Source organism: Pseudomonas wadenswilerensis (assembly GCF_024749185.1).
Taxonomy (GTDB): domain Bacteria; phylum Pseudomonadota; class Gammaproteobacteria; order Pseudomonadales; family Pseudomonadaceae; genus Aquipseudomonas; species Aquipseudomonas wadenswilerensis.
The window spans coordinates 3,624,553-3,650,605 of the sequence record NZ_CP087191.1 but is presented as its reverse complement, the minus strand read 5'-3'; the positions used below and the strand labels follow the sequence as shown (position 1 = coordinate 3,650,605).

General features: G+C 65.5%; 23 protein-coding genes. 11 read left to right on the top strand and 12 right to left on the bottom strand.

Translation table 11 applies throughout. The features are described 5' to 3' along the window. Window position 1 precedes the first annotated feature (1 nt). From glcE to LOY45_RS16710, 4 genes are all read right to left on the bottom strand, one after another. Window positions 2-1,057: a glycolate oxidase subunit GlcE gene (glcE, locus tag LOY45_RS16725; RefSeq protein WP_115087539.1), complete on the bottom strand. Its 1,056-nt coding sequence runs from the start codon at window positions 1,055-1,057 to the stop codon at window positions 2-4. Further along, complete coding sequence (glcD, locus tag LOY45_RS16720) at window positions 1,057-2,556, bottom strand: glycolate oxidase subunit GlcD (RefSeq protein WP_115087540.1); 1,500 nt, start codon at window positions 2,554-2,556, stop codon at window positions 1,057-1,059. Before glcD ends, glcE begins: the two co-directional genes overlap by 1 nt. 133 nt (window positions 2,557-2,689) lie before the next feature. Beyond that, window positions 2,690-2,914, bottom strand: coding sequence for a hypothetical protein (locus tag LOY45_RS16715; RefSeq protein ID WP_010222367.1), 225 nt, complete (start codon window positions 2,912-2,914; stop codon window positions 2,690-2,692). A 62-nt stretch (window positions 2,915-2,976) separates the two neighbouring features. Then, window positions 2,977-3,552, bottom strand: a complete 576-nt coding sequence (locus LOY45_RS16710; RefSeq protein WP_233673756.1) for an NADAR family protein — start codon at window positions 3,550-3,552, stop codon at window positions 2,977-2,979. Between the two features lie 226 nt (window positions 3,553-3,778). Between LOY45_RS16710 and LOY45_RS16705 the strand changes: the two genes are divergently transcribed. Beyond that, complete coding sequence (locus tag LOY45_RS16705; protein WP_258578047.1) at window positions 3,779-4,960, top strand: sugar transporter; 1,182 nt, start codon at window positions 3,779-3,781, stop codon at window positions 4,958-4,960. A gap of 87 nt (window positions 4,961-5,047) precedes the next feature. Here LOY45_RS16705 and LOY45_RS16700 read toward each other — a convergent pair whose 3' ends face one another. From LOY45_RS16700 to fdnG, 8 genes are all read right to left on the bottom strand, one after another. Further along, window positions 5,048-5,383: a hypothetical protein gene (locus LOY45_RS16700; protein WP_115087543.1), complete on the bottom strand. Its 336-nt coding sequence runs from the start codon at window positions 5,381-5,383 to the stop codon at window positions 5,048-5,050. Window position 5,384: 1 nt separating this feature from the next. Further along, window positions 5,385-5,648, bottom strand: a complete 264-nt coding sequence (locus LOY45_RS16695) for a YceK/YidQ family lipoprotein (RefSeq protein ID WP_233673755.1) — start codon at window positions 5,646-5,648, stop codon at window positions 5,385-5,387. 76 nt (window positions 5,649-5,724) lie between these two features. After that, window positions 5,725-7,248: an FAD-dependent oxidoreductase gene (locus tag LOY45_RS16690; protein WP_258578046.1), complete on the bottom strand. Its 1,524-nt coding sequence runs from the start codon at window positions 7,246-7,248 to the stop codon at window positions 5,725-5,727. 87 nt (window positions 7,249-7,335) lie between these two features. Continuing rightward, window positions 7,336-7,563, bottom strand: a complete 228-nt coding sequence (locus tag LOY45_RS16685) for a hypothetical protein (protein WP_115087545.1) — start codon at window positions 7,561-7,563, stop codon at window positions 7,336-7,338. Window positions 7,564-7,692: 129 nt separating this feature from the next. Continuing rightward, the gene (gene fdhE, locus LOY45_RS16680; protein ID WP_258578045.1) at window positions 7,693-8,604 is read right to left on the bottom strand and encodes a formate dehydrogenase accessory protein FdhE; all 912 of its coding nucleotides are present in this window, start codon (window positions 8,602-8,604) and stop codon (window positions 7,693-7,695) included. Beyond that, window positions 8,601-9,248 carry a formate dehydrogenase subunit gamma gene (locus LOY45_RS16675; RefSeq protein ID WP_038995892.1) on the bottom strand — a complete coding sequence of 216 codons (648 nt, stop codon included), beginning with the start codon at window positions 9,246-9,248 and terminating at the stop codon, window positions 8,601-8,603. Before LOY45_RS16675 ends, fdhE begins: the two co-directional genes overlap by 4 nt. Then, on the bottom strand, window positions 9,245-10,135 hold the full coding sequence (fdxH, locus tag LOY45_RS16670) for a formate dehydrogenase subunit beta (RefSeq protein ID WP_269467564.1): 891 nt from the start codon (window positions 10,133-10,135) through the stop codon (window positions 9,245-9,247). The genes LOY45_RS16675 and fdxH overlap by 4 nt, the downstream gene beginning before the upstream one ends. A gap of 17 nt (window positions 10,136-10,152) precedes the next feature. After that, a complete protein-coding gene (gene fdnG, locus LOY45_RS16665) occupies window positions 10,153-13,203 on the bottom strand; it encodes a formate dehydrogenase-N subunit alpha (protein WP_115087547.1) in 3,051 nt (1,016 codons plus the stop codon). A gap of 457 nt (window positions 13,204-13,660) precedes the next feature. On the opposite strand from fdnG, the gene LOY45_RS16660 reads away from it, so the two are divergent. From LOY45_RS16660 to LOY45_RS16615, 10 genes are read left to right on the top strand one after another with little or no spacing between them, the layout of a single operon-like run. After that, complete coding sequence (locus LOY45_RS16660; RefSeq protein WP_240047859.1) at window positions 13,661-15,787, top strand: TonB-dependent receptor family protein; 2,127 nt, start codon at window positions 13,661-13,663, stop codon at window positions 15,785-15,787. 44 nt (window positions 15,788-15,831) lie between these two features. Then, window positions 15,832-17,547 carry an ABC transporter substrate-binding protein gene (locus tag LOY45_RS16655; RefSeq protein ID WP_258578044.1) on the top strand — a complete coding sequence of 572 codons (1,716 nt, stop codon included), beginning with the start codon at window positions 15,832-15,834 and terminating at the stop codon, window positions 17,545-17,547. Beyond that, window positions 17,544-18,476 carry an ABC transporter permease gene (locus LOY45_RS16650; RefSeq protein WP_258578043.1) on the top strand — a complete coding sequence of 311 codons (933 nt, stop codon included), beginning with the start codon at window positions 17,544-17,546 and terminating at the stop codon, window positions 18,474-18,476. Before LOY45_RS16655 ends, LOY45_RS16650 begins: the two co-directional genes overlap by 4 nt. Window positions 18,477-18,498: 22 nt before the next feature. Beyond that, entirely contained in the window at window positions 18,499-18,651 is a 153-nt protein-coding gene (locus tag LOY45_RS16645) for a hypothetical protein (protein ID WP_258578042.1), read from the top strand. After that, on the top strand, window positions 18,648-19,781 hold the full coding sequence (locus LOY45_RS16640; protein ID WP_258578041.1) for an acyl-CoA dehydrogenase family protein: 1,134 nt from the start codon (window positions 18,648-18,650) through the stop codon (window positions 19,779-19,781). Before LOY45_RS16645 ends, LOY45_RS16640 begins: the two co-directional genes overlap by 4 nt. A gap of 20 nt (window positions 19,782-19,801) precedes the next feature. After that, the gene (locus tag LOY45_RS16635; protein WP_258578040.1) at window positions 19,802-21,145 is read left to right on the top strand and encodes an LLM class flavin-dependent oxidoreductase; all 1,344 of its coding nucleotides are present in this window, start codon (window positions 19,802-19,804) and stop codon (window positions 21,143-21,145) included. Window positions 21,146-21,173: 28 nt separating this feature from the next. Continuing rightward, on the top strand, window positions 21,174-22,229 hold the full coding sequence (locus tag LOY45_RS16630; protein ID WP_115087552.1) for an NADP(H)-dependent aldo-keto reductase: 1,056 nt from the start codon (window positions 21,174-21,176) through the stop codon (window positions 22,227-22,229). Between the two features lie 23 nt (window positions 22,230-22,252). Further along, window positions 22,253-23,143, top strand: a complete 891-nt coding sequence (locus LOY45_RS16625) for an ABC transporter permease (protein WP_115087553.1) — start codon at window positions 22,253-22,255, stop codon at window positions 23,141-23,143. Further along, window positions 23,140-24,801, top strand: a complete 1,662-nt coding sequence (locus tag LOY45_RS16620) for a dipeptide ABC transporter ATP-binding protein (RefSeq protein WP_233673746.1) — start codon at window positions 23,140-23,142, stop codon at window positions 24,799-24,801. Before LOY45_RS16625 ends, LOY45_RS16620 begins: the two co-directional genes overlap by 4 nt. Window positions 24,802-24,827: 26 nt before the next feature. Next, window positions 24,828-26,036 carry an acyl-CoA dehydrogenase family protein gene (locus LOY45_RS16615; RefSeq protein WP_134062924.1) on the top strand — a complete coding sequence of 403 codons (1,209 nt, stop codon included), beginning with the start codon at window positions 24,828-24,830 and terminating at the stop codon, window positions 26,034-26,036. The last annotated feature ends 17 nt before the right edge of the window (window positions 26,037-26,053 follow it).

The window sequence follows — 26,053 nt, the reverse complement described above, 5'->3', positions numbered from 1 at the left end:
CTCAGATCTCCGCGTACATCCGCCCGGGGTTGAAGATCCCTTGTGGGTCGAGGCGCTGCTTGAGTTGCTGGTGATAGCGCAGCAAGGCTGCGGGCAGCGGCTGGAACGGGCTGTCGCTGGCGCTGTAGCAAGTGGCATGGCCGCCCAGGCGGCTGACAGCGGCGCGAATGGTCTCGGCCCGGGCCTCGGATTTGAGCCAGCGCTGGGCACCGGCCCAGTCCAGCAGTTGCGCGCCAGGCAGCGCCAGCGCCGGGCTGTTGTTGGGTAGCGACAAACGCCACAGCGGGCGCGGGTCGGCGAAAAAAGCCAGGCGACGGTTGTTCAGGTTTTGCCACCAGCTGGCCTCGAAACGCTCGCCACCGAGCCGGTCGCGGGCGGCCTTGACCGAGCCTTCGCCGCCCTCGAGGCGCAGGCGCAACACCGTGCCGTCATGGCAGGCGGCGCTGATCGGGATCGGTTGCTGGCCCCATTGCGCCAGCTTGAGCAGGGCCTGTTGCGGGTCGATGTGCAGGGCGATGTGCGCTTCGCTGCGCGGCTTGGGCAGCACCTTCAGCGACACTTCGCTGATCAGCCCCAGGCAGCCGAAACTGCCGGCCATCAAGCGCGACAGGTCGTAACCGGCGACGTTCTTCATCACCTCGCCGCCAAAGCGCAGGTGCAGGCCCAGGCCGCTGATCACCCGGGTACCCAGCACATAGTCGCGCACCGAGCCTGCCCAGGGCCGGCGTGGCCCGGACAGGCCGGCAGCAACCATGCCGCCGAGGGTGGCGCCGTCGTCGCTGTGTGGCGGCTCGCAGGGCAGCATCTGCCCGGCGGCCTCAAGCGCAGCCGACAGCTCGTGCAGGGGCGTACCGGCACGGGCGGTAATCACCAGCTCGGTCGGGTCGTAGTTGACGATGCCGCGGTGTTCACGGGTATCGAGCGCAACGCCGGCGACCTGCCGGCCGAGAAAGGCCTTGCTGGCGCCGCCGCGAATCTGCAACGGCGTGCCTTCGGCGCGGGCCTGGTTGACCTGCTCCAGCAGCGCCTGGCTGGCATCATTGTTGTGCGCAAGCATCAGAAGCGCTCCAGGTCGGGGAAGGGCAGTTGCCCGGCGTGCACATGCATGGCGCCAAACTCGGCGCAGCGCTGCAGGGTGGGGATGTTCTTGCCGGGGTTGAGCAGGCCATGGGGGTCGAAGGCTGCCTTGACCGCGTGGAACAGGGTCAGCTCGTCGCTGCTGAACTGCGCGCACATCTGGTTGATCTTCTCGCGGCCCACGCCATGTTCGCCGGTGATGCTGCCGCCGACGCTCACGCACAGTTCGAGGATTTCGCCGCCAAAGGCTTCGGCCCGCGCCAGCTCGCCCGGCTGGTTGGCGTCGAAGAGGATCAGCGGGTGCATGTTGCCGTCGCCGGCATGAAAAACGTTGGCCACCCGCAGCGCGTACTTGTGCGACAGCGCAGCGATGCGCTGCAGCACATGGGGCAGCTCGCGGCGCGGGATGGTGCCGTCCATGCAGTAGTAATCGGCAGAAATCCGCCCGACCGCCGGGAAGGCGTTCTTGCGCCCGGCCCAGAACTTCACCCGCTCCACTTCATCCCGGGCCTGGCGCACTTCGCTGGCGCCGGCCTGCTCGAGCAGGGCGCGAACCCGGTCGCAGTCGTCGTGCACATCGGCTTCGACGCCGTCCAGTTCGCACAGCAGGATCGCCTCGGCCTCCACCGGGTAGCCAGCATGAATGAAGTCTTCGGCGGCGCGGATGGCCAGGTTGTCCATCATCTCCAGGCCACCGGGAATGATCCCGGCCGCGATGATATCGCCGACCGCTCGGCCGGCCTTAGCCACCGAGTCGAAGGCCGCCAGCAGCACCTTGGCCACCTGCGGCTTGGGCAGCAGCTTGACCGTCACTTCGGTGATGATCCCGAGCATGCCTTCGGAGCCGGTGAACAGCGCCAGCAGGTCGAAGCCCGGGGCATCGAGGCTGTCGGCGCCGAGGGTCAGGCATTCGCCTTCGACGGTGAGGATCTCGACCTTGAGCAGGTTGTGCACGGTCAGGCCGTACTTCAGGCAGTGCACGCCGCCGGCATTCTCGGCAACGTTGCCACCGATCGAACAGGCAATCTGCGACGACGGATCGGGCGCGTAGTACAGGTCAAAGGGCGCGGCGGCCTGGGAAATCGCCAGGTTGCGCACCCCAGGCTGCACCCGTGCCGTGCGGGCGACCGGGTCGATGGCGAGGATCTTGTTGAAGCGCGCCATCACCAGCAGCACGCCTTTCTCCAGCGGCAAGGCGCCGCCCGACAGGCCGGTGCCGGCACCGCGCGCGACCACCGGCACCTTGCGGGCAAAACACAGCTTGAGGATGCCCTGGACCTGTTCGAGGGTATGCGGCAGTACCACCAGCATCGGCGTGGTGCGGTAGGCCGAAAGGCCATCGCATTCGTAGGGCTTGAGGTCTTCCTCGGCGTGGAGGACATCGAGATCCGGCAGTTGTAGCTGCAAGGCCTGCAGCAGCGCCTGCTTGTCGACTGCGGGCAGGGCACCATCGACGTTTTCGTCGTAAAGGATATTCATTGACGGCCAGTCACCGGAAGGTGCCAGAAGCTGCGGAAAATCGAAGGCGAAGAACGGCGCCTGGTACCGGCGACCCAGGGTCTTGAAGGATCAACCTGAAGTGCGCCTACCACCCGCCGCCAGCCTCTGTGGGCTAGCGGAACCGGGGCAGTGGGCGTTCAACGCTCAGCGAGGTGAGGGTTTTTCTGACCAGCTGATCGTCGGCTTCGACGGCCTTGAGGGTGTCGCGGATCTTGCCGGCCACCGGCACATCGCCCTGGCGGTCGATCCAGTCGGCAATCTCCTTGCACGCCGAAGCGAGCCGGGCCTGGCGCTGGTTGATCAGGTTAAGGGCTGTGGTGATCTCTTTATCGGACATGAGGGAATCCTCCATCTGCGCGAATAAAGTGTAGCAGCGCAGAAAAATCCTGCGCCGGGGCCTCAGCCGGCCAGGCGCTCGCGCACGCGCATCAACGCATAGCCGAGCAGGTTCAGGCCTTGCCACTGGCGTGGGTCAGCCGCTTGCGGCGCCTTGGCGTCCAGGCCGATGCCCCAGATGCGGTCCACCGGGCTGGCCTCGACCAGCACCTGGCCAGCGGTGGACAGCAAAAACGTGCGCAGCCCCGGGTTCTGTTCGAACTTGAGCAGGTTGGCCTGTTCGACGATGGCCGAGCGCTCGGCCACCCAGGCGGCGTCATCGTACCCGGCGACTTCGCGGCCGAGCTTCTTGGCGTCAGCGGGCGTGCGCGCGGCGAGGATTTTCTCCAGGGTGACCTGGTCGTCGAACAGCCGCGCCTTGCCGGCCATCATGTAGTGCTCGGCGCTGGGGTAGTGGATGCCCTGCTGCTTGAACCCGGCCTCGAACCACTGGCTAAAGCAGCTTTTGTCCGGCTTGCCCTCGACCTTTTGCCGGTGGCCCCAGAAGTACAGGTAGGAGGGCTCCAGGCCCTGGTCGAGGGCAGCGATCAGGCTGTCATTGTCGAGGATATTGGCCAAAGCGGGGGAGGGGGCAGACATAGCGGGGAATCTTCCATGAACGAATCGGGTCATGGTACTCCACGCCTGCGCGGTTGTGACAGCATCGGTGCTGACGTACTATCCTTGCCAGCAAGCGATACCCCGCATACTTATAACTCATTCCTCAGCGCACACGCTTCACTCAGGCCCGACCGGCGTGAGTGTCTGGCGCTGGGCGCGTTTTCGTTCCCGGCAACCGCAAACGACTCGGAGCAAGGCTTTACTCATGAATACATCCGTGGATGCGCGAACCGGCAGTTGGCTGAGTGTCATCGCCCTGGCCTTGGCGGCCTTCATTTTCAACACCACCGAATTCGTCCCGGTGGCGCTGCTCAGCGACATCGGCCGCAGTTTCGACATGTCGACCGCCCAGGTTGGCCTGATGCTGACCATCTACGCCTGGGTGGTGGCCCTGGCCTCGTTGCCGATGATGCTGCTGACGCGCAACATCGAGCGGCGCAAGTTGCTGATCATCGTCTTTGCCCTGTTCATCCTCAGCCATTTGCTCTCGGGGGTGGCGCAGAGCTTCGGCATGCTGCTGCTCAGCCGTATCGGCATTGCCCTGGCCCATGCGGTGTTCTGGGCCATTACCGCCTCGCTGGCGGTGCGCGTGGCGCCGCCGGGGCAACAGGCCAAGGCTTTGGGCCTGCTGGCTACCGGCACCACCCTGGCGATGGTCATGGGCATTCCGCTGGGGCGGGTGGTCGGCGAGGCCCTGGGCTGGCGTACCACTTTCCTGGCGATTGCCGGGGTGGCCCTGGCGACCTTGCTGTGCCTGGTCAAATCCCTGCCGCTGCTGCCGAGCCAGAACTCCGGCTCGCTGCGCAGCGTGCCGGTGCTGTTCAAGCGCCCGGCGCTGGTGACCGTGTATGTGCTGGTGGCGCTGGTGATTGCCGCGCAGTTCACCGCCTACAGCTACATCGAGCCGTTTGCCCTGAATGTGGCGCAGATCGGCGGTGAGCTGACCACCGTGCTGCTGTTGCTGTTCGGCGGTGCCGGGGTGTTTGGGTCGGTGCTGTTCAGCCGCTACAGCGAGCGCTTCCCGCAGGGCTTTCTGCTCGGTGCGATCGCCATGCTGGCGACTTGTCTGCTGCTGTTGCTGCCGTTGTCTGGCGACTTCAGCCTGCTGGGCACCTTGAGCGTGTTCTGGGGTGTTGCGATCATGTGCTTCAGCCTGGCGCTGCAGTCCAGGGTGCTGATCCTCGCCTCGGATGCCACTGACGTGGCCATGGCCATGTTCTCCGGCATCTACAACATCGGCATTGGCGCCGGGGCGTTGATCGGCAGCCTGGTCAGCGTGCACATGGGCCTGGGTAATATCGGTTTTGTCGGCGGATCGCTGGCCCTGGCGGGGTTGCTGTTGTGCGGGGTGACTACCTACCGGTTTGCCCGGGCCGAGGTGGCGTGACGAGGGGGGCTGCTTTGCAGCCCATCGCCGGCAAGCCAGCTCCCACACGGACTGCGCAAAGCCTGTGGGAGCGGGCTTGCCCCGCGATCAATCGCGAATCTTCATCAGCCCGTCGCACTTCAGGCAACGTACCTTCTTCAACCCGCGCACTTCGCTAAAGCCGACCCGGCGTGACAGCGCAGTCCCCGGCTCGTCCTTGTACAGGTGCAGCATCGCCGCGTTGCACAGCGGGCAGCGCACCAGCATCGCCAGCGGAAAACTCAGAAAGCACAGGCCGAAAATCACCAGCATGTAGGTCGCGGCAACGCTTTTGGGCATCCAGTCGAACACCGTCAGCAACATGAGCGGCGCGCCGATATAAATGCTGAAGTCATTGATATAGATGTTCAGAAACGCCACGCGGAAGTATTCGAGTTGTGGCATTTCAGTTCATCGCATCATGGGGTAGCAGGGCGGTGTCGACCACCATGTCCACCGGCAGGGTGGCAATGGCAAACACCGGGCAGACGATGGTCACCCAGCAGAACATCGTTGAGTAACCGTCGTAGCCACTGGCGCCGATCATGGTCAGCAACTGGACATTGGCCTGGGTGCCTTTGTAGTAGTCGGCGCCGCTGCTGTAGCTGTTGGAGCCGCGCGCGACAAAGGTGCCGCAACTGGCCAGGAACAAGGTCGAGGCCAGGAGCAAAGAGGTGAGGGTTCTGATGATGCCATTCCTTAGCAGATAGAGACGCGAGACCAGCGCGCATTCTCGCACAACAACGCTAGTATCCGCGCAACCCGCGTGCACTGAAGTAATCTTCCAGCACCTCCGGCCCGGCATCGACCTGGGCCAGCGCCACATAGCTGTCCGGCCGCAACAGGTACACGCCATCTTGCTGCAACCCGGCCGCTTCATGCGCCTCATGCCATTCGAACACTTCCAGCGGCATGCCGCGCTCGGCACACCAGGCCACCAGGCTGCCGCTGGCAGCGCCATAGACCTGTACCTGCCAGCACAGACGCGCCAGCCCGGCAAAGTTGTCGTGCTTGCCATCGCTGACCCAGGGCAGGCGCTCGCCGCCATGCACCTGGCCGGCGCTGCCGACACTCAAGGGCATGTCGCGGTAGTTCAGGGTGATTTGCGAGACAGTGCGGAACAGGAACTCCCGTGCTGACTTGAGCGCCGCCACCCGTGGCAGCAGCATCGGCGCCAGACGGGTGCGCAGCAGGGCGGCCAGGCGGCCGTCGGCAGTGATGAAGTTGAACACCTGGTCGGTGGTCGAGACCAACCGCTGGGCGAAGGCGCTGCGCTCGATTTCATAGGTGTCGAGCAGGGTGTCAGTGGCTTGGCCTTGCAACACGGCAGCCAGTTTCCAGGCCAGGTTGATGGCATCGCCAATGCCGGTGTTCATGCCCTGGCCACCGGCCGGGCTGTGCACATGGGCGGCATCACCCAGCAGGAAGGCACGTTCGCGGCCAAATTGCTCGGCCACCCGGTGGTGCACCCGGTAAGTGGAGAACCAGTTGACCTGCTTTATCTCGACCTTCAGGTGCTCCATGGCCCGCTGGCTGACATCTTCGAAGCGCAGGTTCTGCGGGTGCTCGGCGCGTTCGTCGCGCACCGTGCCGATCAATCGTGCGCGGCCACTGCCGGCCAGCGGGAACACGGCGAGAAAGTCTGCTTCGTCCAGGTCCACATGCAGCTCGCCATTAAACGCAGGACCTGCGCCGTCGACATCGGCAACATAGAACACCTGCTCATAGGTGCCGCCGGGAAAGCCGATGCCCAGGACCTTGCGCACCGTCGAACGGGCGCCGTCGCAACCGGCCAGGTAGTCCGCTTCACAGACCTCTTCCAGGCCATCGGCCAGCCGTAGCCGGGCGGTGACACCGCCGCTGTCCTGGCTGAAACCGAGCAGTTCGGTGTGCCGTTCGACGTCCACGCCGAAGTGTTGCAGACGCTCGATCAACAGCTGTTCATGTTGATCCTGGGGGTAGATGTGCAGGAACGGGTAGGGGGTAAAGCCGGCGCCAATGGCACTGAACGGCAACCGCGCGGCGGTTTTGCCCTTGACCCAAAGGTTGGCCGCCGGCACCTGGTGACCCTGCCCGATAATAGCCTCGGTCAAGTCCAGCTGGCGGTACAGCTCCAGGGTCCGTGCCTGTATCGCCAGCGCCCGGGAGGTGGTGCCGGGGGCGGCGGTCTTGTCGATGATCCGCACCTTGATGCCAAGCTTGCTCAGCCATAGCGCCAGCACCAGCCCGGTGGGGCCGGCGCCGATAATCAGGACGTCACAGCGGTTCATCGCAGGCGCTCCTCGGTACGTGTTGCAGGCTCTGAGTTGAAGTGTAAGACCCCTGTGTGGTTTTGCTCGCCGGTCGTCGGCGCCTGATTACTCGGCCTTGCCGCGCACGATGCGCCCGACCTTGATTTCGTCGGCGTAGGCCTTGAGCTTGTCCGAGTCTTTGTACAGGCGGTTCATCAGGTGCAGCACGGCAACCACATCGACGCCGTCGATGCGCTCGGCCAGTTTGCTGATTTCACCGGCGGTGCGTTCCAGGTTGCTGGCGACGGTTTTAAGGTCGCGCTTGAGTTCGGCGGAAGATTTCTTGATGCCCATTGGGAGTCTCTTGGTGGGGTGGTGCTTGTGAGCGGGCTGCGGTGCAGCCCATCGCCGGCAAGGCCGGCTCCCACAATGCCAAGGTGCACACTGCACCTGTGGGAGCCGGCCTTGCCGGCGATTGCTGTATCAGCCAGGAAACAGAAACGGGCTGACACCACTGCGCCCATACCCTTCGCGCTCCACTTCGGCGTCCAGCGCCAGGGAGGCCAGGTCATCGGCCAGTACTTCCTGGTCGCGGTCCTTTTCCGGGTACAGCACTTTCAGGTAGCTGTGACAGTCGTTGCAGCTCTCGGCCTTGATCGCGGCATCCTGACGCTCCAGGGACCAGTAGTCCAGGGCGCCGGTGGCTTCGCAGTTGCTGCATTTTACCCGAACCATGTGCCAGCGGCTTTCGCACAGGCTGCAATGCAGGTAACGCAGCCCGGCCTGGGCGCCAGTCATGATCACGCTGGCCACCGGCGCGCTGGCGCATACCGGGCAATGCTGGCGCTGCTCGCCCAGGGCGGCCTTGGCCGAGGCCGGCAGGGCATTGGCCAGCTGGGTGAAGTACAGCGACAGCGCGGCCCAGAGGAACAGCGCCTGGCCGCTGTCGACCTGGTCGTAGTCACCGGCGAGCAAGGCGCTGGCAAGGTCTTCCAGTTGCGCCGCCGAGTAGCCGCGCAAGGTCTCCAGGGTACTGCGAACCGTCGGATTGGCGTCGCGGTAGAGTGTATCGATCAAAGCGCCGAGCAACTGCTGCCAGTAAGCGTCGCGTGGGTACTCTGTGCTCGCCAGCGGCGCCCGGCCAGCGGCCAGGCGCGCCGCCAGTCCGGACGCCAGCGCCTCAGGCAGCGGCATCGTTTCAAGCAGGTGTTGCTGAGCTTCGGCGATGCCGGCACAAAAGCCCAGGTAATCGCCCATGGCATGTTCGTCGGCCAGTTGCCGCAGGCGCGCCGCGCGTTTGCGGTAACGTTCCTTGAGCGACGGCAGCAGCACTGCGACGATCTCGTTGACGCCACCGCTGGGCGTCTGCACCGGGGTCATCTGGATGCTGTTCATTTATCGCTCCCGGCCTTGCCCTGCTTGTTGTTCAGCTGACGGTACCAGCGGTCGTGGTGGGTCTTGGCCCAGCTGCGGCTGACGTAGCCGGTGACCATGCCGCGGATCGAGCCCTTGACCCAGAACGCCAGGTACGCGTGGCCGATGATCAGCAGAATCAGGCTGATGCCGGCGAGTGCATGCACCAGCAGGCCGATGCGGATGGTCGGGATGCTGAACAGCGGGGCGAAGTACGGCCGCCAGATCACCACGCCACTGAGCAGCAGCAGGCTGATCAGGCCCATGATTCCCCAGAACAGGATCTTCTGCCCGGCGTTGTACTTGCCGATGTTCAGCGCCGGTTCATGCTTGCCGGCGAGCACCTGCTTGACGTTCTTGAACCACTGCAGGTCTTCGCGTTCCGGCAGGTTGTAGCGCACGAAGCGCACGAACAGGAACATCAGCAGCAGGAACACCACCACGCCGAAGAACGGGTGGAGGATGCGCGCCAGCTGCGGGGTGCCGAATACCGCGTTGAGGCCGTTGAGCGACGGGAAAAACCACGACAGCCCCGACAGCGCCACGGCGAAGAAGCAGATCACCATGAACCAGTGGCTGGCGCGCTCGATGAAGCGCGTGCGCAGGATCAGTTTGTCCTTGTTCATGCGTGGGTATCCTCTTCGATCTTCTGGTCCTGTTCGTCGACTTCGTTGGGGCCGACGCCGATGTAGTGGAACAGGGTGCCGGCCAGGGTGGCGAAGAACGCCGCCGCAGCCACCGGTTTCATCCAGCCTTTCCAGCCCTGGATGGCGTTGCTGATGCGCGGGTCGGTGGGCAGCTTGTGGTACAGCTGCGGCTTGTCGGCATGCTGCAGCACGTAGACCACGTGGGTGCCGCCGACGCCCTGCGGGTCATAGATGCCGGCGCCGGCAAAGCCGCGACCCTGCAGCTCGGTGACCCGCTCGCTGGCCTGGTGCAGCATGTCCTGTTTGCTGCCGAAGTTGATCGCTCCGGTCGGGCAAGTCTTGACGCAGGCCGGCTCCTGGCCGACCGACACGCGATCGACGCACAGCGTGCACTTGTAGGCCTTGTTGTCTTTCTGGCTGATGCGCGGCACATCAAACGGGCAGCCGGCGATACAGTAGCCGCAGCCGATGCAGTGCTCGGACTGAAAATCGACGATGCCGTTGGCGTACTGGATGATCGCCCCCGGCTGCGGGCAGGCTTTCAGGCAGCCGGGGTCGGCGCAGTGCATGCAGCCGTCCTTGCGGATCAGCCATTCGAGCTTGCCGCTTTCGTCTTCGACTTCATCGAAGCGCATCAGCGTCCAGGTTTCGGCCGACAGGTCGGCCGGGTTGTCGTACACGCCAACGTTGTGGCCGACCTCATCGCGCAGGTCGTTCCATTCGTTGCATGCCACCTGGCAGGCCTTGCAGCCGATGCAGATGCTCACGTCGATCAGCTTGGCCACTTCGGCCTGGTGATCGCGGGTGTGCGGCGCCGGGGTCAGCACGTTGGTGGCTGAGCGGCGGACGATGTCTTGGGATTGCATGGACATGGTTTTCGCCCTCAGACCTTTTCAATGTTCACGAGAAACGCCTTGTACTCCGGCGTATGGGTGTTCGACTCGCCAATGCCCGGGGTCAGGGTGTTGGCCAGGAAGCCCTTGCGCGTGCTGCCCTCGTAACCCCAGTGGCAGGGAATGCCGATGGTGTCGACATCCTGGCCGTCGACCGCCAGGCGGCGGATGCGCTTGGTCACCACCGCCTTGGCCTTGATGTAGCCACGCTTGGTGCTGACCTTGACCAGGTCGCCCTGAACGATGCCCTTGTCGGCAGCCAGCTTCTCGCCGATCTCGATGAACTGCTCGGGCTGGACGATGGCGTTCAGCCGCGCGTGCTTGGTCCAGTGACGGAACAACTCGGTAATCGAGTAAGTGGTCGCCACGTAGGGGAACTCTTCGCGCTTGCCCATGCGTTGGCGGTCGCTTTCATACAGCCGCGCGGTCGGGCTGTAGGTCACGTTCGGGTGCAGCGGGTTGCTCGCCAGCGGGCTTTCGGTGGGTTCGTAGTGCTCGGGGAACGGCCCGTCGTTCATGGCGCCGGCCGAGAACAGCCGGCCCAGGCCTTCAGGCAGCATGATGAACGGGTTGACCTTGCCACCGGGGGCGGCGGTGACGGCGAAGTCCGGCACGTCGACGCCGCTCCAGCGCACGCCGTCCCAGCCGATCAGCTTGCGTTTCGGGTCCCACGGCTTGCCCTGCGGGTCGGCCGAGGCGCGGTTGTAAAGGATGCGCCGGTTCTGCGGCCAGGCCCAGGCCCAGCCCGGGGTGCAACCCAGGCCGCTGTCGGCGTTGTCGCGACGGGCCATCTGGTTGCCTTGTTCGGTCCAGGAGCCGGCGAAGATCCAGTTGAAGCACTGGGTCGTGCCGTCGTCGCGCAGCTGCGAGAAGTCATTGAGCAACTGGCCCTTGCGCAGGATCAGGTTGCCTTGCTCGTCGTGCAGATCGGCGAGGGCGCGGCCGTTGGACTCCTTGGCCACTTCTTCCGGCTTGGGGTCCAGCGGGTCGGCGTAGTCCCAGGCCATGTTGAGGATCGGTGCCGGGTTGGCGCCGCCTTCCTTTTCGTACAGCTCGCGGATCTTCAGGAACAGGTGGCCGAGGATCTTGCCGTCATGCCAGGCTTCACCCGGTGGCGCCGCGCCCGCCCAGTGCCATTGCAGCCAGCGCCCGGAGTTGACGATCGAGCCGTCTTCTTCGGCAAAGCACGAGGAGGGCAGGCGGAACACTTCGGTCTGGATCGACGCGGTATCGACGTCATGCTGTTCGCCGTGGTTCTGCCAGAAGCTCGAGGTCTCGGTGGCCAGCGGGTCGATGATCACCAGGAACTTGAGCTTGGCCAGCGCCGCCTGGGCCTTGTTCTTGTCGGGGAACGCCGCCACCGGGTTGAAGCCCTGGGCGATGTAGCCGTTGACCTTGCCCTCGTACATGCGGTTGCTGTAATTGAGCACGTCGTAGCTGTCGTCCCACTTGGGCAACCAGTCGAAGCCCCAGTCGTTGTCCTTGGTGGCCTTGTCGCCCCAGAGGCTTTTCATCAGGCTGATGAAGAATTTCGGCGTGTGCTTGTAGTAGTTGACCTGGTCCTCCAGCAGCGCCGTCGGCGTCGTCTGCTTGAGGTAGGTGGCCAGCGTGGTCTGCTCGTCGGACGGCAGGTTCATGTAGCCGGGCAGGCGCAGCGACAACAGGCCCAGGTCGGTGTAGCCCTGGATGTTGGAGTGGCCGCGCAGGGCGTTGACCCCGCCACCGGCCATGCCGATGTTGCCCAAAAGCAGCTGGATCATGCCCGAGCCACGGATCATCTGCGCGCCGTTGGTGTGGTGGGTCCAGCCCAGGGCGTAGAGGAAGGTCGCGGTCTTGTCCGGGGCGCTGGTTTCGCCAAGGATCGCGCAGATCTGCAGGAAGTCGTCCTTGGGCGTGCCGCAGACGTTAGTCACCATGTCCGGGGTGTAGCGGCTGACGTGGGCCTTGAGCAGGTTCCACACGCAGCGCGGGTGCTGCAGGGTCAGGTCGCGCTTGGCGTAGCCCTTGCTGTCGAGCTCGTAGGTCCAGGAGCTGCGGTCGTAGTTGCGCTTCTTGGCGTCATAGCCACTGAACAGACCGTCGTCGAAGTGGTAGTCCTCGCGCACGATGAGGCTGGCGTTGGTGTAGTGGCGTACGTATTCGTGCTGGATCTTGTCGTGGCTGATCAGGTAGTTGACCACGCCCATCAGGAAGGTCACGTCGGAGCCGGCGCGGATCGGCGAGTAGATGTCGGCCACCGCGGCGCTGCGGTTGAAGCGCGGGTCGACGACGATGACCTTGGCGCCGTTGCGGATTTTCGCCTCGATCACCCATTTGAAGCCCACCGGGTGCGCCTCGGCCGGGTTGCCGCCCATGATCAGCACGACGTTGGCGTTCTTGATATCGACCCAGTTGTTGGTCATCGCACCACGGCCGAAGGTCGGCGCCAGCGCGGCAACGGTCGGTGCGTGGCAGACCCGGGCCTGGCTGTCGGTGCCGAGAATGCCCAGGGCGCGGGTAAAGCGCTGGTCCAGTGAGCCGGTTTCGCTGCTGGCCGCCGACGAGCAGAGCATGCCGGTACTGAGCCAGCGGTTGACCGTGGTGCCCTTGGCGTTCTTCTCGATGAAGTTGGCGTCGCGGTCGTCCTTCATCAGCCGGGCGATGCGCTCGATGGCGTGGTCCCAGCTGATGCGCTGCCATTTGTCCGAGCCCGGCGCGCGGTACTCGGGGTAGAGCAGGCGCTGTTCACTGTGCACGTAGTCGACCAGGCCGGCGCCTTTGGGGCACAGCGAGCCGCGGCTGACCGGGTGATCGGGGTCGCCTTCGATATGGAAGATCCGCGCCTTGGCGTTCTTGGCGCCGTCGCCGAGGCTGTACATGAGAATCCCGCAACCGACCGAGCAATAGGTGCAGTTGTTGCGGGTTTCCTTGGCGCGCAGCAGCTTGTACTGGCGCGACTGGGTCGCCTGGGCCACGCCCGGGGCAAAGCCCAGGCTCGCGCAGGTGGCGGTGGCGACGCCGGCGGTACACAGCTTGAAGAACTGTCGTCTGCCAAGTCCCATGGGTATCTCCTCATTCTTATCGGCTGCACAAAGCTGCGGGCATAGGCATGCCCGGCAACAAGGCGTCGCAAGCGCAGTTGGCTGGGGTAAAAGCACGGTGTGTCGCAGGTCCCTGTCTGCTGCAGGGTTTTGAGCGGACGTATGCGCGCTAGTGTATTCCCGTACGGAATGTGGGACTAATCGACCTTGTTGATAGGTCTATCGACGGGATCTATCAAGGGCCCGGCCATGATCAACTGTTCGCCAGGCAACAGCAGTTGGACAGATACTCGAAATTCGAACAATTGTTTAAACCGTCGTAACCGCTCAAACACAGGTAATACAAGGGTTTTGCCGGTTGGCACGGTCGCTGCAACAGCTCCCTTCGAGATTGACTATACCAATAGAAACTCGCCTATTTTTTAATCAGGTGGGGAGCAAGACCTTGAATTTCGTGCCTCGGGCAACATCCGTAATATTGAATTCTTCGACCAAAGTAGTAGGCAAGGACTGGAAGCTTGCCAGCGTTGGCGCCGCCCTGTTGAGCCTGGCGCCGCTGGCCCAGGCCGAGGACGCCACACAGACTGAAAAACGTCTGGAGACGGTCACCGTCCAGGCGGCCAAAGCCACCCCGGTGCAAGCGGCGCAGGCGCAACTGGACGAGATCCCCGGCGGTACCGGGCTGGTCCAGCAGGCCGAGGTGGAGAAGGGCCGGTCGGCCACCCTGGAAGACACCCTGGCCTATCAACCGGGGGTGTATGCCCAGGCCGCCGGCGGTAACGATGCAATCAAGATTTCCATCCGTGGCTCGGGCGCCAACACCTCGCCGGGCTATTTTCGCGAAGGCACCAAGTTTCTGTTCGACGGCCTGGCCCTGACCGGCGCCGGCGGCACGCCTTATGAGCTGCTCGACACCCAGGGCCTGAGCTACACCGAAGTGCTGCGCGGCGCCAACGCCTTCGAGTACGGCGCCTTGTCCCTGGGCGGGGCGATCAACTTCGTCACCAACTCCGGGCTGACCGCACCGGGCAACCGCATCAAGGTCGAGGGCGGCAGCTTCGGCTGGCAGAAGCAGACCCTCAGCACCGGTGGCGTGGCCGGCAATGCCGACTACTTCATCAGCGTCGACAACTCCAAGCGCGACGGTTACCAGGACTTCACCTTCACCAAGGCCAAGGGCGTGGTCACCAACTTCGGCTATCGCTTCAACCCGAAACTGGAAACCCGCCTGTACATCCGCTACCGCGAGGAATACCACGAAAACTCCGGGGCGCTGACCCTGGCACAATTGAAGAAGAACTCCTCGCAAACCAACCCCAGCACCCGCGCCACCCGTGGCGACTCGACCAAGGAAGGCTCGACCTGGGTCGGCAGCAAGACCACCTACACCTTCGACGACGACTCGACCCTGGTGGCCGGGCTGGTCTATCACAACTACCCGCAGATCCTCAGCAAGAAGAGCACGGTCAACCCCAACTACTGGGACTGGCGCGACATCAACTACTCGCTCAAGTACACCCGCAGCGACCAGCTGTTCGGCCTGCCGAGCACCACCAGCGTCGGCTGGAGCAGCACCCAGCACATCCGCTCCGGGGTGCGCACCTACAGCGGTGACAAGGACCTGGGCAGGTTGCAGAAGCAGGTCGAGTACGACGGCTCGTTCGACCATGTGTTCTCGCTGGGCAACGACCTCGGCCTGACCGACAACCTGTACCTGTCCACGGGCCTGTCGGCCATCGAGGTCAAGCGCAACGTCGATGTCAATTTCAGCGACCGGCCCAACACCAGCGGCATCCCCAGCCACTACCGCTACCAGGAATGGAAACTGGCGCCACGGGTCGGCCTGCGCTACTACCTGACCCCGGACGTGCAGGTATTCGGCAACGTCAGCCGCTCGATCGACCCGCCCAGCTCCTGGTCCAGTTCCGGCTCGGGGGTGACCACCAACTTCGCCAAGACCCTGGTGCCACAAAGCGCCAACACCGTCGAACTGGGGATTCGCGGGCGCTCGGAGATCTTCGACGGCAGCCTGACCCTGTACAAATCCTGGATCAAGGACGAGCTGCTCAACGTCGAAATTCTCCCGGCCACCAACACTTCGGCCGCCGTGGTCTCGACCGCCAACGCCAGCCCGACCATCCACCAGGGCATCGAGGCGGGCCTGACCACCAAGCTCTGGCAGCGCGATAACGGCGATGTGCTGAGCTGGCGCCAGGCCTACACCCTCAACGACTTCCACTACCGCAACGACCCGCTGTTCGCCAAGAACGAGCTGCCGGGCCTGCCCAAGCACATCTACCAGGGCGAGCTGTTCTACCAGTACGCCAACGGCTTCTACGCCGGGGTCAACGTGCGCTCGGCGTCGAGCACGGCGGTGGACTACGCCAACAGCTTCTACGCCCCGTCCTACACCCTGTGGGGTGCACGCCTGGGGTACGACGCGCCGAACAAGACCTGGCAGGTGTACCTGGACCTGAAAAACCTCACCGACAAGGACTACGTCACCGCCCTGGTGCCCAGTTACGACGCCAAGGGCCAGGACACCGCATCGCTGTACCCGGGTGACGGCTTCGGCGCCTACACCGGGATTGCCTACAACTTCTGAGCCAGGGGCGGGTGCCGTTCGCGCGGCACCTGCAGGAGAACCGCATGAGAGTAATCGCAAGGCTGGGCGCGCCTGCCGTGCTTGGCGCGCTGCTGGCCCTGGGCGCCTGCAAGCCGGTGGAGCAGTCGCCGGGGCAGGGCAGCAGCGGCATCGACGGCACGCTGCACAACGGCACCCTGAGCTATGCCGCGCAAGACTATTACGAGGCCGCCCCAGGCAAGCCCGGTGGCACCCTGCGGGTGTCGACGGCATCCGACACCACGACGCTGGACGTGCATTCGATTTCCCACGGCAATGTGCAGTGGCTGGGGCGCATTCTGTTCGACTGCCTGCTGTACCAGGACGAGCAGGGCAATATCTCGCCGTGGCTGGCCAAGTCCTGGGAGATCTCCGACGACGGCAAGACCTACACCTTTCATCTGCGCGATGACGTGACCTTCAGCGATGGCGAGATATTCAACGCCCGCGCCCTGCAGGTCAACCTCGAACACATGCGCGACCCGGCAACCAAGTCGCCGCTGGCCGCCGCTTATATCGCCCCCTACGTGGATGGGCGCATCGTCGATGAGTACACCTTCGAAGCGCACCTGCGCGAAGCCTATTCGCCGTTCCTCGATGTGCTGGCGCAATCCTGGCTGAGCATGATCTCGCCCCGGCAGATCCTCGAAGCACCGAAGACCATCGCCGAACACCCGATCGGCTCCGGGCCCTTCGTGCTGGAAAGCTACACCCGCGACCAGGGCGCCAACTTCGTCAAGCGCAAAGGCTACAACTGGGCGCCTGCGGTGACCCGGCACCAGGGCGAGGCCTACCTCGACCGCCTTGAGCTGAGCATCGTTCCCGAACCGATGATCCGCTTCAGTACTCTGGAAGCCGGCCAGTCGGATTTCACCGTCGACGCACCGACCCAGAACGCCCGGGCCATTCGCGACAACCCGGACTTGCAGATGCGCAGCCGCATCCGCAAGGCCAACCCGTTTCGCAGCCTGACCTTCAACGTCGAGCGCTTTCCCTTCGACGATGTGCAGGTGCGCCGCGCCGTGGCCAAGGCCATCGACCGTGACGGCCTGGCCTGGATCACCGGCTTTGGCGAGTACCTGGCCAAGGGTGATTTTCTCGCCGCCAACACCCGCTACTACGACCCGGCGTTCAAGGACGTGCTGGCCTATGACGTGGCCGAGGCCAACCGCATTCTCGACCAGGCCGGCTGGAGCGAGCGCGACGCCCAGGGGTATCGGGTGAAGAACGGCCAGCGTCTGGCCGCGCACTTGCTGACCTACGAAACCGCGGCCTACCCAAGCAGTATCGCCGTGGCCATCCAGGCCGACCTGAAGAAGATCGGCCTGCAGATCGACATCGACCTGCTACCCCTGGCCCAGGTCACCCAGCGCCGTTACGCCAGTGACTTCCAGGTGATCGGTGGCGGCTACTGGCACACCAACACCCCCGACGGCCTGTACATCCTCTACCACAGCCAGGCGATCAGCACCGCCAAGCTGATCGGCCAGAATGCCGGGCGCTTTCGCGATGCCGAACTCGACCGGGTGCTCAGCGCCGCCCGCCAGACCACCGACCCGCTTGAGCTGAGCGGCCTCTACCGGATCGCCCAGGAGCGCCTGGCGCAAACCATCCCGGCGGTGCCGGTGTTCGAAAGCCATGTGCTGCTGGCCTACCGCAAGCAGGTCAAGGGGCTGATTTTCGACACCTCGCACAACACCCCGTTGTTCACCAGCGTCTGGCTCGACCCGGAGGGCAAATGACTAGCTTGCAACGATTGGCCTGGCGTCTGCTGGCCGGCATCGGCGTGCTCTGGGGCGCGGCGACCCTGACCTTCCTGGCCATCAACCTCAGTGCCGGCGACCCGGCCCTGGCGATTCTTGGCGGCCCCGATGCCATGCCCAGCGCCGAGCTGATCGCCCAGGTGCGCGTCGAATACGGCCTCGACCAGCCGCTGTGGGTGCAATACGGCCAGTACCTGGCGCGCCTGGCCCAGGGGGATCTGGGCGAGTCCTACCGCCTGCGCATCCCGGTGCTGCAGGTGATCGGCAGCCAGTTGGGCGCCACGGTGCAGTTGTCGCTGGCCGCCGCCGCGCTGTCGATCATCCTCGCGGTGACCTGCGCAGTGCTGACGGCCAACCGTCCGCGCTGGGTGCGCTCGCTGGTGTCCGGCAGCGAGCTGGTGCTGTCGTCGGCGCCGTCGTTCGTGATCGGCATTGTGCTGTTGCTGCTGTTCTCGTTCGGCTGGCACCTGCTGCCGCCGTCCGGTTCCAACAGCTGGCAAGCATTGATTTTGCCGAGCCTGGCCCTGGCCTTGCCGATTGCCGCAGTGCTGACCCAGGTGCTGCGCCAGGAGCTGGAAGACATCCTCGAACAGCCTTTTATCGCCATGGCCCGCGCCCGCGGCATGTCCGAGACCGGCGTGCGCCTCAAGCACGCCTTGCGCCATGCCCTGGTGCCGCTGGTGACGCTGTCCGGCTTCGTCTTCGCCAGCCTGCTGGGCGGCGCGGTGATCATCGAAATGCTGTTCGCTCGCCAGGGCATCGGCCGGTTGATGCTCGACGCCGCCGTGACCAAGGACATGCCGTTGCTGCTGGGTATCACCCTGCTGGCGGCGGCGATTTACGTGGTCGTCAACTTTCTCGTCGACCTGATCAACCACTGGGTCGACCCACGCAGCAAAAGCGTATGAACCCGATTTTCAAGGACCAGCCATGAGTGCCCATGATCTGCCAACACCCCTGGCCGCGAACGACGCAGGCCAGGACTATGCCCAACTGCAGGTGCGTTTTGCCCCCTGTTTGCCCGCATTGCCGAAGGCGCGGTTGACCGCGAACAGCAACGCGAGCTGGCCCATGAGCCGGTGAGCTGGCTGCGCGACGCGGGCTTCGGCGCCTTGCGCGTGCCCCAGGCATTGAACGGCGCGCAGGTCAGCTTGCCGGTGCTGTTTCGCCTGCTGATCGATCTGGCCGCAGCCGACTCCAACCTGCCGCAGATCTTTCGCGCGCACTTCGGCTTTGTCGAAGGCCGGCTGTCCAGCGGCGATGCCGCTTCCCAGCGTTACTGGCTGGCCAAGGTAGCGGCGGGGCAGTTGTGGGGCGCGGCCATGGCCGAACGCACCGACACCACCGGCAACTCGGTGCGGCTCACTGCCGCCGACCCGCAGGCACCAGAGGCCGGCTGGTTGCTGCAGGGCGAGAAGTACTACTGCACCGGCGCCATTTACGCCGACTGGGTGGCGGCGGTGGCCATGCTCGACGAGGACTATGTCAGCGTGGTGGTGTCCACCACGGCTCCCGGCGTCAGCCTGGAAGACGACTGGGACGGTTTCGGCCAGCGCCTGAGCGGCAGCGGCACCACCCGTTTCGCCGATGTGGCGGTGCCGCCGGAGCAGGTGCTGCGTCGCTTCAAGCCTGGTGAGCTGCGCGCCGAATCCTACCTGTCGGCGTTCTACCAGTTGTTCCACCTGGCGACCCTGGCCGGGATTGCCCGCGCCGTGCAGCGCGATGCCGTCGCCTTCGTCCAGGGCCGCACCCGCGCCTTTGGCGTGCCCGGCCAGTCCAGCCCCCAGGACGACCCGCTGGTGCAGCGGGTGATCGGCCGCCTGTCGAGCCTGGCCTATGCCGCCCAGGCCCTGGTGCTGGATGTCGCCCAGGTGCTGCAAACCGTGCATGAAGCCGAGCTCGACGGCACGGTCGGCGAAGCGCACTACGTCGAGGCCGATATCCGCACCTACCAGGCCCAGCAGGTGGTGCTGGAGCAGGCGCTAGAAGCCACCACCTTGCTGTTTGAAGTCGGCGGCGCCTCGGCCACCAGCCAGGCCCGGCGCCTCGACCGGCACTGGCGCAACGCCCGCACCCTGGCATCGCACAACCCGGCGATCTACCGCGAACGGGCCCTGGGTAATTACTACCTGAATGGCGTCAGCCCCGGCGCCGCCTGGCGCCAGTTGCACGCCCAGGACAACGCCGCCCGCGACGAAGCCAGCGCGGTCTGATCCCCACATAAGGAGTTGCCATGAGTCAGCCCGCCAAACACATGAGCATCGGCATGAACATCCTCGGCTTCGGCGCCCACGCCGGCGCCTGGCGCCAGGCCGAGGTGCCGGCCAATGCCTACCTGGACCCCGAGTACTACAGCAACATCGCGCGCATCGCCGAACGCGGCAAGCTCGATGCGATCTTCCTCGCCGACGGCCCGGCGCTGTTCGGCGATATTGGCCAGCACCCGGCCGGGCGCCTGGAGCCGACCGTGCTGCTCACCGCCGTGGCCCTGGCCACCCGTCATATCGGCGTGATCGCCACCGCGTCGAGCAGCTACAACGACCCCTATAACCTGGCCCGGCGCTTCAGTTCGCTGGACCATATCAGCCGCGGCCGTGCGGCCTGGAACGTGGTCACCAATGCCGGTGATGCCGCGGCGCAGAATTTCGGCCTGGCCGGGGTGCCGCGGCATGTCGACCGTTATGCCCGCGCCGATGAGTTCATCGACGTCACCCTTAAATTGTGGGACAGCTGGGAAGATGACGCGGTGATCGGCGATGCCCGCCGTGGGCGCTTTGCCGACCCGGCCAAGGTCCACGCCATCGACTTTGTCGGCGAGCATTTCTCGGTCAAGGGCCCGCTGAACCTGCCGCGCTCGCCCCAGGGCCGGCCAGTGCTGGTCCAGGCCGGTTCCTCCGAAGGCGGCAAAGCCCTCGGCTCGCGCTATGCCGATGCGATCTTCACCACCCAGACCACCCTGGTCGACGGTCAGGCCTTCTACCAGGAAATGAAGCAGCGCGCCCGCCAGTGGGGGCGCAACCCCGAGCACCTGAAAATCATGCCGGGGCTGTCGACGGTGATCGGCAGCAGCGAGGCCGAGGCCCAGGCGCGCTTCGACGAGCTCAACGCCTGGTACGGCGAAGCAGGGCTGATCCATCAGGTGGCGGCGCGGGTGGGGCTGGCGGTCAGCGAGCTGGAGCTGGACGCGCCGTTGCCCTGGGAGCGGATCGGCCCGGTGGCGGAATTCGAGCGCGGCTCCCACGGTTTTCTCGAAGCCCAACTGAACCTGGCGCGGCGCGAGAACCTGACCATTCGTGAGCTGTCGCGGCGCATCCTGGTCGGCCACCGGCTGATCGTCGGCACCCCGGAACAGGTCGCCGACACCCTCGAGCACTGGTTCCGCGCCGGTGCCGCCGACGGCTTCAACATCATGCCGGACATGTTCCCCTCCGGCGTCGAGGTGTTTGTCGACGCAGTGGTGCCGCTGCTGCAAAAACGCGGCGTGTTCCGCCACGAGTACCAGGGCAGCACTTTGCGCGACCACCTCGGCCTGCCGTACCCGGCCAGCCAGTACCAGCGCGCCGCCGAGGCGGTTTGAGCCTTTTCACTTTCGCGACGGAGCGAGCATGATCAAACGTACTTTGGGCCACAGCGACATCCAGGTCAGCGTGCTGGGGCTGGGCAGCATGACCTGGGGCCACCAGAACAGCGAAGCCGATGCCCACCGCCAGCTCGACGCGGCGCTGGCTGCCGGCATCAACCTGATCGACAGCGCCGAGATGTACCCGACGCCCACCCATGCTGAAACCTGGGGCAGCACCGAACGCTTTATCGGCAGCTGGCTGGCGCAAAGCGGGCGGCGCGCCGAGGTGGTGCTGGCCAGCAAGATCATCGGCCCGGCACGCCAGCCGGGGGCAGGGGCGCATATTCGTGAGGGCCGCACCCGCCATGACCGGGCCAACATCGTGGCAGCCCTGGATGGCAGCCTCAAGCGTCTGCAGACCGATTACCTGGACCTCTACCAATTGCATTGGCCGGACCGCACCACCAACATTTTCGGCCAGCGTGAATACCCCTATGGCGAAGATGACCGCGAGGCGGTGAGCATCGCCGAAACCTTGCAGGTGCTGGCCGAACAGGTGGCGGCGGGCAAGATCCGCCATATCGGCGTGTCCAACGAAACCCCTTGGGGCGTGGCAGAGTTCTTGCGCCAGGCCCGCGAGCAGAACCTGCCGCGCATCGTCAGCATCCAGAACCCCTACAGCCTGCTCAACCGCCTGTATGAGGGCGGCCTGTCGGAGTTCAGCCAGCGCGACAACATCGGCTTGCTGGCCTATTCGCCGCTGGCCTTCGGCGCGCTGACCGGCAAGTACCTCAATGGCGCCTTGCCGCAGGGCTCGCGCCTGTCGTCGGTGTACCGCACCTTCAACCGCTACGACAGCCCCGGCGCCCATCAGGCGATTGCCGCCTATGTGGCGCTGGCCCAGGAGCTGGCGATAACCCCGGCGCAACTGGCCCTGGCCTATGTGATCAGCAAGCCGTTTGTCAGCAGTGCGCTGACCGGGCAGACCAGCCTTGCGCAACTGGCCGACAACCTCGGCGCGCTGCAGGTGAAGCTCGACAGCGAAGCCCTGGCGCGCATCGAGCAGATCCACCGGCAGATCCCGAACCCTGCTCCCTAACGTTCAGTTCATGGAGGTGCCCGATGGCGCCGATCAATTCAACGGCGGCGGTGCTGCCCGTCAACGGCCTGATCCAGGCCCAGGCGCGCTTTGCCAGCCGTCGGCAACTGGCCTTGCGCCCGGGGCTGCTGCTGGCTGCGCTGTTCGTCGCGCTGCTGGTACTGGCGGCGCTGCAGCCGGGCTGGCTGGTGTCCGCCGACCCGCTCGACGCCAGCGCCCGCCAGGCCTTCCAGGCGCCCAGCAGCCTGCACTGGCTGGGCACTGACGAGAACGGCCGCGACATCCTCGCGCGGCTGGTATACGCCGTGCGCCCGTCGCTGGTGCTGGGCCTGAGTGCCACGGCGCTGGGGCTGTTGCTCGGCACCGTGCTGGGGCTGCTGGCCGGCCTTGGCCCACGGCTGGTCGACGGCGCGGTGATGCGCCTGGTCGATGTGCTGCTGGCCTTTCCCGACCTGCTGCTGGCGCTGGTGATCATCACCTTTTTCGGCCAGGGCGCGCTCAACACCATCATCGCCGTGGGCATCGCCAGCGTGCCGCGCTATGCGCGCCTGGTGCGCGCGCAAACCCTGGTGGTGCGCAATGCCGGCTATGTCGAGGCGGCCACCACCCTCGGCCTGCCACGGCGCCAGGTGATCTGGCGGCATGTGCTGCCCAATGCGATCAAACCGATTTTGATTCTCGCCACCATCGGCATCGGCAGCACCATCGTCGCCGGCGCCGCCCTGAGCTTTCTCGGCTTTGGCGCGCCGCCGCCGGAGCCGGAGTGGGGCGGCATGCTCGCCATCGGCCGCAACTACCTGGCCAACGCCTGGTGGCTGGTGGCCTGGCCGGCCTTGGCCATCACCCTCACCGTGGTTTCGATCACTGCCATTGGCCGCGAACTGCTGCGCCGCAACGAAGGTAAACGCCTATGACCGCTGTTATCCAACACCCTGCGCCGCTGATCGAAGTCAGCGACTTGCAGGTGCGTTTCGGCCAGGGCGCGCCGGTACTCAAGGGCATCAGTTTCACCGTGCAGCAAGGTGAATGCCTGGCGCTGGTGGGTGAGTCGGGCTCGGGCAAGAGCGTCACCTCGCGCACCCTGGCCGGGCTTACCGGTGCCCATGCGCAGGTGCAGGCCAGCCGCCTGGCCTTCGCCGGGCAGGACCTGCGCCAGTTCGACGAGCGCGCCTGGCGCCGGGTGCGCGGCGCGCAGATTGGTTTCGTCATGCAGGACGCGCTGGGCTCGCTCGACCCCCTGCGCCCGGTGGGCAAGGAGATTGCCGAACCGCTGCAACTGCACAGCGACCTGAGTCGCGCACAACGCCAGGCGCGAGTGCTGGAGCTGCTGCGCGCGGTCGGCGTGCCGGAACCTGAGCTGCGCGCCCGCCAGTACCCCTGGCAGCTCTCCGGCGGTTTGCGCCAGCGCGCGCTGATCGCCTCGGCCATCGCCTGCAACCCGCGCCTGTTGATTGCCGACGAGCCGACCACGGCGCTGGATGCCACGGTGCAGGCCCAGGTATTGAGCCTGCTCGAATCCCTGCGCGGCGACAGCACGGCGATGCTGATCGTCAGCCATGACCTGGCGGTGGTTTCGCGCCTGGCCAACCGGGTGGCGGTGATGCACAACGGCGTGATCGTCGAGCAGGGCAGTGTCGAGGCGGTGCTGCAAGACCCGCAGCACCCCTACACCCAGTACCTGCTCAAGGCCGGCGCCGCCGTGCATTTTCGCCGGCCCCAGGCACCAAAGCTGGCCGCCGTGGCGCCGCCCGTGGTGGAAACCAGCGCGCCGCTGCTGCAGGTGCAGCAACTGAGCAAGGCCTTCAAGGGCCCGGACGGCAACTTGCGCACCGTGGTCGACAAGGTCTCGCTGCAACTGCACAAGGGCCGCACCTTGGGCATCGTCGGCGAGTCGGGCTCGGGCAAGACCACCCTTACCAGGATGATCCTCGGCCTGGAAACCCCCGACAGCGGTGAGATCCAGATCAAGGGCCGGCCCTGGTTGCAACTCGATGACCAGGAGAAACGCCAGTTGCGCCGCAGTATCCAGGTGGTGTTCCAGGACCCGCTGAGTTCCTTCGACCCGCGCTACACCGTGCAGCGGGTGTTGTTCGAGGCGCTGCAAGTGGCCGGGCACCTGCGCGGGCAGTGGCGCCCGCAGGCCGTCGAACTGCTGAAGCTGGTGCGCCTCGACGAAAGCCTGCTGGAACGGCGCCCGCTCGAGCTGTCTGGCGGCCAGCGGCAGCGCATCGCCATCGCCCGTGCCCTGGCCGCGCAGCCGCAGATCCTGGTGTGCGACGAGCCGGTGTCGGCGCTGGATGTGTCGGTGCAGGCGCAGATCCTCGAGCTGCTCGACGACCTCAAGCAGCGCCTGGGCCTGGCCTGCCTGTTCATCTCCCACGACCTCGGGGTGATCAACCATGTCAGCGACCAGGTGCTGGTGATGAAAGACGGCGTGGCGGTGGAAAGCGGCGCCGTGCGCGATGTCTTCGACCGCCCGCAACACCCCTATACCCGTGCCTTGCTCGATGCCATTCCGCACCTGGAAAGCGGCCGCAAGGTCAGTTTCGAATTTCTCCGCCTGGCGATCTGATCGCCTGATCCGCACAAGGAAAGTCCATGCCTGGTTTATCTGCAGTCCCCCAGTTTGATCGCCGCAACCTCGACGACCTCAAGGGCAATACCGAGAACCTCCTGCCGCTGATTGCCGCTGGTGCCGCGCAACGTGAGCGCGAGCGCCAGCTGCCCTATGAAGCGGTGCGCCAGATTGCCCGGGCCGGGCTCTACACCTGCCGCATTCCCGAGGCCTATGGCGGCCCGGGTGGTAGTGTCAGCGATGTGATCGGCCTGCTGCTGCGCATCGCCTCGGTGGACTCCAACGTCGCCCAGGCGTTGCGTCCGGGCTTTGGCTTCATCGAGGGGCTGTTGTCTTCAACCGCTGACGGCGCCGAGGCCGAGCGCCAGCGCTGGTTCGCCCGCTACCTGCAAGGCGCGGTGCTGGGTAATGCCGGTTGGGAAGTGGGCGGCGCCAATGGCGCGATCAGTGCGCGCATCGTGCGTGACGGCGAGCATTACCGCGCCAGCGGCAGCAAGTACTACAGCACCGGTTCGCTGTACGCCGACTGGGTCAGCGCCGTGGCCCTGGACGAAAACGATCAGCCGGTGTCGTTCGTGCTGCCGCGCGAGCGCCAGGGCCTGGAGCTGCTCGACGATTTCGACGCCATGGGCCAGCGCCTGACCGCCAGCGGCACCACGCGCCTGAACGATGTGCTGGTGTACGCCGACGAGATCCGCACGCGCACCGTGGAGGAGGGCAAGCGCACCATCGTCACGCCGTTCCTGCAGCTGTTTCTGGCCACGGTGCAGGCCGGCATCGCCCGTAACGCCCTGGACGATGCCACCCGGTTTGCCCGCGAGCACGCACGGCCGATCAAGCACAGCAGCGCCACGCGTTCGGTGGATGACCCCTACGTGCAGCTCAGCGTCGGTGAAATCGCCGCCCGCGCCTTTACCGCCGAGGCCGTGGTATTGCGCGCCGCCGCGTCCATCGACCGTGCCTGGGCCGCGGGCCTCGACCCGCAGCAGGTCGACCAGGCCGCCATCGACGTCGCCCAGGCGCAGTACATCGCCGCCGAATCGGCGCTCAAGGCCGCCGAACTGCTGTTCGACGTAGGCGGCGCCTCGACCACCGGCCGAAGCCACAACCTCGACCGTCACTGGCGCAACGCGCGCACGGTCGCCAACCACAACCCACGGCACTGGAAAGCCGCGGCGGTGGGCGCCTGGCAGCTGACCGGCACGCCACCACCGACCTCGGGGTTGTTCTGACTTGGGCAGCGTGCAGG